This is a genomic window from Pseudomonas sp. (assembly GCF_035277045.1).
Taxonomy (GTDB): Bacteria; Pseudomonadota; Gammaproteobacteria; order Pseudomonadales; family Pseudomonadaceae; genus Aquipseudomonas.
The window spans coordinates 1-10,166 of sequence record NZ_DATELE010000148.1 but is presented as its reverse complement, the minus strand read 5'-3'; the positions used below and the strand labels follow the sequence as shown (position 1 = coordinate 10,166).

The 10,166-nt window shown below is 65.8% G+C and carries 8 protein-coding genes and 1 pseudogene; 4 read left to right on the top strand and 5 right to left on the bottom strand.

Going from position 1 to position 10,166, the window contains the following annotated elements:
* Nucleotides 1–76: 76 nt before the first annotated feature.
* The 5 genes and pseudogenes from VJS90_RS06755 to VJS90_RS21835 form a co-directional block, all read right to left on the bottom strand.
* Nucleotides 77–928: a CAP domain-containing protein gene (locus tag VJS90_RS06755; RefSeq protein WP_324120277.1), complete on the bottom strand. Its 852-nt coding sequence runs from the start codon at nucleotides 926–928 to the stop codon at nucleotides 77–79.
* A 349-nt stretch (nucleotides 929–1,277) separates the two neighbouring features.
* Nucleotides 1,278–2,129, bottom strand: coding sequence for an ABC transporter permease (locus VJS90_RS06750; RefSeq protein WP_324120275.1), 852 nt, complete (start codon nucleotides 2,127–2,129; stop codon nucleotides 1,278–1,280).
* Entirely contained in the window at nucleotides 2,126–3,130 is a 1,005-nt protein-coding gene (locus tag VJS90_RS06745) for an ABC transporter substrate-binding protein (protein WP_324120274.1), read from the bottom strand. Before VJS90_RS06745 ends, VJS90_RS06750 begins: the two co-directional genes overlap by 4 nt.
* A 72-nt stretch (nucleotides 3,131–3,202) precedes the next feature.
* On the bottom strand, nucleotides 3,203–3,958 hold the full coding sequence (locus VJS90_RS21840; RefSeq protein ID WP_414704902.1) for a methyl-accepting chemotaxis protein: 756 nt from the start codon (nucleotides 3,956–3,958) through the stop codon (nucleotides 3,203–3,205).
* A 102-nt stretch (nucleotides 3,959–4,060) separates the two neighbouring features.
* A pseudogene (locus VJS90_RS21835) lies at nucleotides 4,061–5,029 on the bottom strand (HAMP domain-containing protein); the annotation flags it as partial.
* Nucleotides 5,030–5,613: 584 nt separating this feature from the next.
* Here VJS90_RS21835 and VJS90_RS06735 point away from each other — a divergent pair.
* The 4 genes from VJS90_RS06735 to VJS90_RS06720 form a co-directional block, all read left to right on the top strand.
* On the top strand, nucleotides 5,614–6,933 hold the full coding sequence (locus VJS90_RS06735; protein ID WP_324120271.1) for a Na+/H+ antiporter family protein: 1,320 nt from the start codon (nucleotides 5,614–5,616) through the stop codon (nucleotides 6,931–6,933).
* A gap of 151 nt (nucleotides 6,934–7,084) precedes the next feature.
* Entirely contained in the window at nucleotides 7,085–7,558 is a 474-nt protein-coding gene (locus VJS90_RS06730; protein WP_324120270.1) for a MarR family transcriptional regulator, read from the top strand.
* Nucleotides 7,559–7,588: 30 nt separating this feature from the next.
* Entirely contained in the window at nucleotides 7,589–8,785 is a 1,197-nt protein-coding gene (locus VJS90_RS06725) for an HlyD family secretion protein (protein ID WP_324120269.1), read from the top strand.
* Nucleotides 8,782–10,166: DHA2 family efflux MFS transporter permease subunit (locus VJS90_RS06720; RefSeq protein ID WP_324120268.1), on the top strand; the 1,385-nt coding region annotated here is incomplete at its 3' end. The genes VJS90_RS06725 and VJS90_RS06720, both read left to right, overlap by 4 nt.

Below are 10,166 nucleotides of genomic sequence, written 5' to 3'. Positions count from 1 at the left end.
GCCATCCGCCGCTCAGCGGCTCAAATGCAGCGCCACCCTGATGTCGAGCGCCATCGGCGATGCCTCCATCAAAAGCTCAAGGAGCCCCGAACAGCGCGGTCCAGTAGATGCCGGCATCGCTCTTGGGGTCGGTGGCATAGGCGGCGCCCAGCTCACGGAAATCGGGGTTCATCAGGGTGGCGCAATGGCCCGAGCTGGCCAGCCAGCCGTCAACCACCTTGCGCGGGGTATCGCGCCCTGCGGCAATGGCTTCGCCGACCTGCTGGTAGGCATAGCCGGCGAGTTCGGCGCGGTCGCCCGGGGTGCGGCCATCGCGGTCGATGTGGTCGAAGTAATTATGGTTGGCCATCGAGCGGGTGTGGTTGGCCGCGACTTCGGCCAAGGTGGTATTCCAGCCCAGCGCGCCGGCGGCGGCAAAGGGCTGGCCCCCGCACTGGCGCGGCTGCGCGCGGGCGGCATTGACTTCCTGCAAGAGCTTGCGGCCCTCGGCCTGCCAGTCGCCCAGCCGCCCGCTGAGCAAGGGCCTGGCAAGAACGATGCGCCAGTCCCGGCCCTCCTGGCTGACGCCGATATCGACAAACTGCGGGTCGAGCACAACCTGGCAGAAGCTTTCCTGAATGGCGGTCATGGCCGAGCGCGCATCGCGCGGCCCTGACAGGCTGATCGCCTGCACGTTGACCATGGGATAGGCCGCGCGGGTCATGGCCTGTTGCAGGTCGCGCGTGCCTTCTGGCGACAGCGCCAGGCGGGTATCGCTGTTGAGCGGCGGCAGTTCGAGCGACGCCTCGCCCCCGCAGGGCTGAGCCTGACTGCGGAAGGCATTGATCGAATCGATCAGTTGCGCCTCTTCACCGGCCAGGGCGCTGGCAGGGCAGACCAGGCCCAGCGACAAGGTGGCAAGGCAGACAACGGATGACAGGACGCGCATGTAACTCTCCCTATGGCTGGCAGCGACCTCGATAGGCGAGGTCCATCCTACACAAGCGCATCGCGTTGCGCCCGGTCCGATGCTGGGCACGGGCTCGGGGCGTTGGATCGGAATGCGGTAAAAGAGGGAGTAGACCCGTGGCAGACAAAAAAGTGCATCGAACTGCTAGCCTCTAGCGTCGTTGGGAAGCAATCTCATTGCCATGAGGGCCCTCTACTGACTGTTGGGAGCCTTTCATGCCACGATCCTGTCCATTGCATCCGACCCTGATTGCCTTGGCCTGTTCCGTAAGCGTTGCCGCCCAGGCCGCCGATGGCGCCATCGAACTCGGTGCCACAGCGCGGTGGGTTCAGGGACGTTCGCGCTGTCCATAGGCCTGGCTGATGCGGTCGATGACCATGGCCAAGGCGACGATCGCCAGGCCCGCTTCGACGCCTTGGCCAACGTTGAGCGTCTGGATACCGGCCAGCACATCTTCGCCGAGCCCGCGCGCGCCGATCATCGACGCTACCACGACCATCGACAAGGCCATCATCACTGACTGGTTCAGGCCCGCCATGATGCTGGGCAGGGCCAAGGGCAGGGCGATGCTGCGCAGGCGTTGCCAGCGGTTGGCGCCCAGGCTGCCAGCGGCGCGCAACAGCGACGCATCGATCTGGCGCATGCCCAGCTCGGTCAGGCGCACCAGCGGGGGCAGGGCGTAGATCAGCGTGGCGAACACCGCCGGGACCTTGCCCAGGCCGAACAGCATCAGCACCGGGATCAGGTAGACAAAAGCAGGTAGCGTCTGCATCACGTCAAGCACCGGCATGATCAGCCGGCGCGCCAGCGGCCTGCTGGCCAGCAGCACGCCCAGCGGTACACCCACCAGCACGCACAGACCGGTGCTGACCATCACCAGGGCAAGGGTCTGCAGCAGTTTGTCCCACAGTCCGAGCATGCCGATCAACAGCAACAGGCCGGTCAGCACCAGAGCACGGGGCAGGCTGCGGCAGGCATGCCAGGCCAGCAGGCCGACCAGCGTCAGGACCAGCCACCAGGGCAGCATGCGCAGCAGGTTCTCGAGGCTGACCAGCAGTTGCAGCAGGTGATCGGACACGCTGCGCAAGTGATCGCCATAGTGCAACACCAGCCAGTCGACCAGACGATTGACGCGCTCAGCGAACGAGAACTGCAGCGCCTCGGGAAACCCGGCGCTCACAGGCCGGCCTCGACCTTGCTGGCGACCTCGTCAGGCAACCAGGCTTTCCACACCTGCGGGTAATCCCGCAAGAACGCCTGCGCTGCCTCACGTGGGGGCTGGCGTGTTTCGCTCATGCGTGCCAAGGCCTTGTTGAGCGTGTCGATGGGCAGGTCGACCTTGCTGAAGGTATCCACCAGTTCCGGGTATTGCTGGCGAAACGCGGCCGACACGCCGATCGACAGTTTCGCCGGCAGCGAACGGCTGCCGCGGGGCGCCGGGTTCCTGGCGTCCGTCAGGGTGGCCCAGGCGTCGGGGTCGAAGGGCGGCTCCTCGAGACGCACCAGCTCGAAACGGCCCATCAAGGGTGTTGGGCTCCAGTAGTAGAACAGCACGGGCTGGCCACGGCGGATCGCCGAGTTGATCTCGGCATCCAGGGCCGCGCCGGATCCGCTGCGAAAGTTCACGTACTGCTGGTCGAGGCCATAGGCCTTGAGTTTCTGGCTGTTGACCGTCTCTGAGGTCCAGCCGCTGGGGCTGTTCAGGAAGCGGCCCTTGTCAGGTGACTCGGGGTCGCTGAACACCTTGGGGTAGCGCTTGAGGTCGTCGACGCTGCGCAGGTCGGGGGCGACCGCCTTGAGGTTGCGCGTGGGATCACCCTTGATCACGTAGGCCGGGACCCACCAGCCTTCCTCGGCATTTTTCACGGTGTCGCCCAGGCTGAAAACCTGACCCGCCTGTTCAGCCTTGACCCAGGCCGGGCTGCGGCCTGCCCATTCCTCGGCGATCACTTGCAGGTCGTTGCGCGCCAGGGCGACCTCCATGCTGACGGTGCTGCCGGGGAGGGTATCGGTGGGGTAGCCGTAGCCCTTCTCGACGATCAGCCGGAGGATTTCGGTGGTCAGCGCGCCACTCTCCCAGCCGATGGCGCCGAAGTGGATCGGCGCACGGGCGTCAGCGGCGCTCGCGCTGCCGGTGAAACTGAAGATCAGTGCGGCCAGGAGCGCTGGAAGTCGCTTCATCGAAAGCCTCGTCTAGGGTGCCGGTGCGCAGGTCCGGCAAGTGTAGACGAGGGCCGCCGAGGGCAACGGGCATCACACCCTGAACTGATCCATCAGCCCCTGCTGCTGGTTGGCCAGGCTGTTGAGCGACTGGCTGACCCGCGCCGATTCGTTGGCCTGGCCCGACAGCGACTCGGTGACGTCGCGGATGGTGGCGACATTGCTGTTGATCTCCTCGGCCACCGCACTCTGCTCCTCGGCGGCGCTGGCGATCTGCAGGTTCATGTCGGAGATCACGGTCACTGCCTGGCCGATCTTCTGCAGGGCGGTGACCGCCTGGCCGACCTGGTCGACGCTGCCTTGCGCCTGGCGGTGACTGCTGTCCATGGCATCCACCACCTCGCGGGTGCCAGCCTGCAGTTGTTCGATCACCTGGCGGGTCTCCTCGACCGATTCCTGGGTGCGCCGGGCAAGGTTGCGCACCTCGTCCGCTACCACCGCGAAGCCGCGCCCGGCCTCACCGGCGCGGGCGGCTTCGATGGCGGCGTTGAGAGCCAGCAGGTTGGTCTGCTCGGCGATCGACCGGATCACTTCCAGCACCGATCCGATCTTCTCGCTGTTGTGCGCCAGTCCTTCGACCTGGACCATGGCGCTGTTCATGTCGGCGGCCAGGGTGTCGATGCTGCTGGTGGTGTGGTCGATCACCGACAGGCCTTCGCGGGTGGCCTGGTCGGCCTGGCGTGCGGCCTGGGCAGCCTGGGCGGCGCTGCGCGCGACATCCTGCGCGGTCGCGCTCATCTCATGCGAGGCGGTGGCCACCTGGTCTACCTGGCGATACTGCTGCTCCATGCCCGCGCTGGTCTGGGCGGCGATGGCCGAGGACTGGTCGGCGGTGTCACGCGCGGCCTGGACCGAGCGCTTGACCTCGGCGATGGTCGGCTGCAGCTTGTCGAGGAAGCGGTTGAACCAACCGGCCAGCTCGCCCAGCTCATCGCGCTTGGCGTAGTCCAGGCGGCGGGTGAGGTCGCCCTCGCCACTGGCGATGTCCTTCAGCATGGCGGCCACGCCCAGGATAGGCCGGGTCACGCCCCGGGCCATCAGCCATACCAGCAGCAATCCGACCACCGCGGTGAGCAGGCCAAGGCCAAGTTGCATCAGGGTGCCGCTGGCGTTCAGTGCATCGAGCTCCTGCTTGAGCGCCTCGGCGGGACCGGTGAGGGCGCTTTGCGGCACGTCCAGCAATACGCCCCACGGCTTGGCGCCGGGGACTGGGGCGAAGGCGGCGAGCACCTTGAGGCGCTGGCCGTGGTGCAGCACATGCATCACCTTGCCATCGGCCAGCAGGCCGACCAGCTCGGCGCCCTTGGCGGTGTCGACCTGCTCGTAGCGCTGGGCGAGCTTGCCGGCATCGGGGCTGTACCCGGCCAGCAGGCCCACGGGGCTCAGAATGCCGACATGGGTCTGGCCGCCGTACAGGTTGCGGCTGGCGTCCATGCTCAAGGCCTGCAAGCTGTTGAGGTTGATGTCGACCGACAGCGTGGCGATGACCTTGCCGTCGACCATAAGCGGGAAGACGATGCTGGTCATCAGCACCTGCTGGCCGGCGATCTTGTAGAAGTAGGGCTCGATCACGCACACCTTGTGGGTCGTGCGTGGGCACACCGACCAGGTATTGGCCGGCTCGCCACTCGGGCCCGCCGAGCTGTCGAGCATGTCGTGTTCAGGCAGGGCCATCGAGGTCAGCTGGCCAGGGCTGGGCTGCGACCAGTACAGCGCGAAGCGGCCTTTTTCATTGCTGCCAAGCTCGGCCTGGTCAGCGAAGAGGCTGTCCTTGTTGTCCAGCGCATTGGGCTCGAAGACCAGCGACAGGCCAAGCAGATCAGGGTTGGCCTGCAGCGCCGCGCGCACCTGACGGGTCATGTCCTCGCGCAGGTCGAAGGCATCGAGAAAGCGCTTCTCGGCCTGCTCGCGCAAGAACAGTACCTGGCGGGAGAAGCCCGCGCCGTACTGGTACGCGTCCATGAACTGGCGACGGATGTTCAGTGCCTGCACCTCGCCCTGGGATTCGATGCGCGCCTGGGCCGCTTCGCCCAGCATCTGCATGCTGCTGGCCTTGACCAGGTCCGAGCTGTGATCCATGCGGTACAGCGACAGGCCCACGAGCAGCGTGACGATGCTGGCCAGGCAGAGGCCAGCGAGCAGGGTGATCTTCCACTGGATGGACAATTGTCTCGGCAACATGAGTGTTTCCCTTGAGGCGATAGGTCTGCAGGTGAGGACTGTATCGGCGGGGGCGGGGCTTTCTTTATTCAAACGTTCAATTCAATTGCAAAAAAGCCTTACCTTTCAATGCCTACCGGCCTCGCACGCGGCTTTGACAAGCACGCAGGCGTGCGTCAGAGTGTGCGCCCTCATAAAAACATCCCTTCGTCCGGCCACTGCCCATGGGCAGGCTGTCGCCGGAACGCTCGCTTTTTGTCTGGTTTCTCGAGGTAACGCACACCATGAACGCAGTCATTGCCGCGGTCGGCATCATGCTGATATTGAGTCTGTCCCGCGTGCATGTGGTCATCGCCCTGATCATCGGCGCCCTGGTGGGCGGGCTGGTCGGTGGCCTGGGGATCGAAGGCACGCTCAAGGCCTTCAATGGCGGCCTGGGCGGCGGCGCCACGGTGGCGCTGTCCTATGCCTTGCTCGGCGCCTTCGCCGTGGCCATCGCCAAGTCAGGCCTGGCGCACGCCCTGGCCGACCGCGCGCTGGCCATGATCGACCGCCAGGGTCACGCCAACGGTGGCAAGGTGAAGTGGCTGTTGATCGGCCTGATGCTGGTGGTCGCGGTGTCCTCGCAGAACATCCTGCCGATCCACATCGCCTTCATCCCGCTGCTGGTGCCGCCGCTGCTGTATGTGCTGACCCGCCTGCAGATTGACCGGCGCCTGATCGCCTGCGTGATGACCTTCGGCCTGATCACCCCGTATATCTTCCTGCCGGTGGGCTTTGGCAACATCTTCCTCAACGAGATCCTGCTGGCCAACGTGGCGCGGGCCGGGGTGGATATCAGCGGCATCAACGTCACCCACGCGATGGCGCTGCCCGCGGCAGGCATGCTGCTGGGCCTGCTGATCGCGGTGTTCGTGAGCTACCGCAAGAAGCGCGTCTATGACCTTGAGCGCATCGAGCAGGTCGAGCAGGTCGCCATCCAGTACAACCCGCTGACCCTGATGGTGGCGGGAGCGGCGATTGCCGCGGCCTTCATCGTCCAGCTGCTGCTGGACTCGATGATCATCGGTGCGATGGTGGGCTTCCTGATCTTCTCGGCGTCGGGCATCGTGCGCTGGAAGGACACCGACGACCTGTTCACCGAGGGCATGAAGATGATGGCCATGATTGGCTTCATCATGATCGCCGCCTCGGGTTTCGCCGACGTGATGAAGGCCACTGGCGAGGTGACGAGCCTGGTCGAGGCGTCGGCGCAGTGGATCGACCACAGCAAGGGCATCGGCGCCTTGCTCATGCTGCTGGTGGGGCTGCTGGTGACCATGGGCATCGGCTCGTCATTCTCGACGGTGCCCATCCTGGCTGCGATCTTCGTGCCCCTGTGCGTGCAACTGGGTTTCGATCCGCTGGCCACGGTGTGCATCGTCGGTACCGCCGGTGCGCTGGGCGACGCCGGTTCGCCGGCCTCCGATTCGACCCTGGGGCCTACCTCCGGCCTGAACGTCGACGGCCAGCACCACCACATCTGGGACACCGTGGTGCCGACGTTCATCCACTACAACCTGCCGCTGCTGGCATTCGGCTGGATGGCCGCGATGGTGCTCTAGCGTTGCACTAAAGGGCGCCGCTCGGCGGCGTTTTGCGCAACGCCCGGCGCCAGTCATCGGCATGATAGATAGCTAGCTAATCAAAGATTTGACATTGACTGCCTAGGCAGTAATATTTGCACACAATTAGCCCAGACGCTGCCCGCTGCCCATGTCGCACTTCAACCCGCAAAACTTCCAGAGCTGTGCGATCGGCTTGTTGCTCGGCCGCGCCGCCGTGCTCAAGGACCGCATCCTTGACTGGCACCTGGAGCCTCACGGTGTCACCGCGGCCCAGTTCAAGGTGCTGATCATCGTGACCCAGTACCAGGTCGATACCCCCGCCGAGGTGTGCCGCTACCTGGGCCTGGACAGCGGCTCGATGACGCGCATGCTCGACCGCCTGGAGCACAAGGGACTGGTCCAGCGCACCCGCTGCCCGGATGACCGCCGCCAGGTGCGGCTGGCCCTGACGGACGAGGGCCAGCGCCTGGCTGACCGCCTGCCTGAAATCGGCGCCGCGGCCATGAACGAGTTGGTCGGCGCGCTCGAACCCGACGAACTTCGCACCCTCGAGTCATTGCTTGCCAAGGTCCTGCTGGACGCGGGCGACCCCCTGACGATCCGCCGTTTCGGCGACCGTTGATCCCTTATTCCGTTATTCCAAGGTACTGTCATGGCTACTACCCCGGACACCTCATCCACCGCGCCGGCAGCCGCCGGTTCGCGCAAGCGCAAGGCCTGGCTGCTCGGCTTGCTGTTGCTGCTGCTTGTGGCCGGTGCGGCCACCTGGGCGTGGTACAGCCTGGTGGGCCGCTGGCACCAGGGCACCGACGACGCCTACGTCAGCGGCAACGTGGTAGAGATCACGCCGTTGGTGACTGGCACCGTGGTGAGCATCGGCGCCGATGACGGCGACCTGGTGCACGCAGGCCAGGTGCTGCTGCAGTTCGACCCAAGCGACAGCGAGGTGGCCTTGCAGTCGGCGAAGGCGCGGCTGGCCCGCACCGTGCGCGAAGTCCGCGGCCTGTACAGCAACGTCGATGCGCTCAAGGCCCAGGTGCAGGCGCGCCAGGCGGACCTCAACAAGGCCCGCGAGAACTACGGTCGCCGCAAGGTGCTGGCCGACAGCGGGGCGATCGCGGCCGAAGAGCTGTCGCACTCGCACGATGACCTGACCTCGGCGCAGAGCGCCCTGGATAACGCCCGCCAGCAGCTCAACACCAGTACCGCGCTGGTCGATGACACCGTGGTCTCGTCGCACCCGGACGTCATGGCGGCGGCCGCCGAGCTGCGCCAGGCCTACCTCGATCATGCGCGCACCACCCTGGTGGCGCCCGTCACCGGCTACGTGGCCAAGCGCACCGTGCAACTCGGCCAGCGCTTGCAGCCGGGCACCGCGACCATGGCGGTGATCCCGCTGGAGCAGGTGTGGATCGACGCCAACTTCAAGGAAACCCAACTGCGCGACATGCGCATCGGCCAGCCAGTGGACGTGGTCGCCGACCTGTATGGCGGCGACGTCAAGTACAGTGGCACCGTCGACAGCCTCGGCGCCGGCACCGGCAGCGCTTTTGCCCTGTTGCCCGCGCAGAACGCCACCGGCAACTGGATCAAGATCGTCCAGCGCGTGCCGGTGCGTATCCACCTTGACCCTCGCCAGCTGGCCGAACACCCGCTGCGCATCGGCCTGTCGACCGTCGTCGAGGTCGACTTGCATGACCAGAGCGGACCGGCGCTGGCCCAGCAGCCGCGCAAGCAACCCTCGTTCACCACCCAGGTCTTCGATGCCCAGCTGGTCGAGGCGGACGAAATGATCGCACGGCTGATCCACGACAACAGCGCAGGCTCCGGCAAGACGGCGCAACGATGAGCGGCAAGGCCCAGTTCACCCCGCCGAGCCTGCTGCTGACGACCATAGGGCTGTCGCTGGCGACCTTCATGCAGGTGCTCGACACCACCATCGCCAACGTCGCCTTGCCGACCATCTCCGGCAACCTGGGAGTGAGCTACGAGCAAGGCACCTGGGTCATCACCTCGTTTGCCGTGAGCAACGCCATCGCCTTGCCCCTGACAGGCTGGCTGAGCCGGCGTTTCGGCGAGGTAAAGCTGTTCATCTGGGCGACCCTGCTGTTCGTGCTGGCCTCGTTCCTCTGCGGGATCGCCCAGTCGATGCCGGAGCTGGTGGGCTTTCGTATCCTTCAGGGAGTGGTCGCCGGCCCCTTGTACCCGATGACCCAGACGCTGCTGATCGCGGTCTATCCCCCCGCCAAGCGCGGCATGGCCCTGGCGCTGCTGGCGATGGTCACGGTGGTGGCGCCAATTGCCGGGCCCATACTCGGCGGCTGGATCACCGACAGCTACAGCTGGCCATGGATCTTCTTCATCAACATACCGATTGGTCTGTTCGCCGCCGCCGTGGTGCGCCAGCAGATGCGTAGCCGTCCGGTCACCACCAGCCGCCAGCCGATGGACTACGTCGGCCTGATGACGCTGATCATCGGGGTGGGCGCGCTGCAGGTGGTGCTGGACAAGGGCAATGACCTGGACTGGTTCGAGTCGTCGTTCATCATCGTCGGCAGCCTGATATCGGTGGTGGCGTTGGCCGTGTTCGTGATCTGGGAGCTGACCGACAAGCACCCGGTGGTCAACCTGCGGCTGTTTGCCTACCGCAACTTCAGGATCGGCACGCTGGTGCTGGTCGGCGGCTACGCCGGGTTCTTCGGCATCAACCTGATCCTGCCGCAATGGCTGCAGACGCAGATGGGATACACCGCGACGTGGGCGGGCCTGGCGGTGGCACCGATCGGTCTGCTGCCGGTGCTGATGTCACCCTTCGTGGGCAAGTATGCCCATCGGGTCGACCTGCGCCTGCTGGCGGGCCTGGCGTTCCTGGCCATTGGCACCAGCTGCTACATGCGCGCCGGCTTCACCAGCGAGGTGGATTTCCAGCACATCGCGCTGGTGCAGCTGTTCATGGGCATTGGCGTGGCGCTGTTCTTCATGCCGACGCTGAGCATTCTGCTGTCGGACCTGCCTCCCCAGCAGATCGCCGACGGCTCCGGCCTGGCCACCTTCCTGCGTACCCTGGGCGGCAGTTTCGCGGCGTCGCTGACCACCTGGATCTGGATCCGCCGGGCCGATCAGCATCATGCCTACCTGAGCGAGCACACCAGCCAGTTCGACCCGGCTACGCGGCATATGCTGGAGCAGCTTGGCGGCGCCAACACGCAGAGTTACGCGCAGCTTGAGCA

Bases quoted from the DNA above. Each gene is read 5' to 3' on its own strand.
- VJS90_RS06735 (WP_324120271.1), top strand. From the start codon at position 5,614: ATGAACGCAGTCATTGCCGCGGTCGGCATCATGCTGATATTGAGTCTG.
- VJS90_RS21840 (WP_414704902.1), bottom strand. From the start codon at position 3,958: ATGGAGCAGCAGTATCGCCAGGTAGACCAGGTGGCCACCGCCTCGCAT.
- VJS90_RS06745 (WP_324120274.1), bottom strand. From the start codon at position 3,130: ATGAAGCGACTTCCAGCGCTCCTGGCCGCACTGATCTTCAGTTTCACC.
- VJS90_RS06755 (WP_324120277.1), bottom strand. From the start codon at position 928: ATGCGCGTCCTGTCATCCGTTGTCTGCCTTGCCACCTTGTCGCTGGGC.
- VJS90_RS06730 (WP_324120270.1), top strand. From the start codon at position 7,085: ATGTCGCACTTCAACCCGCAAAACTTCCAGAGCTGTGCGATCGGCTTG.
- VJS90_RS06725 (WP_324120269.1), top strand. From the start codon at position 7,589: ATGGCTACTACCCCGGACACCTCATCCACCGCGCCGGCAGCCGCCGGT.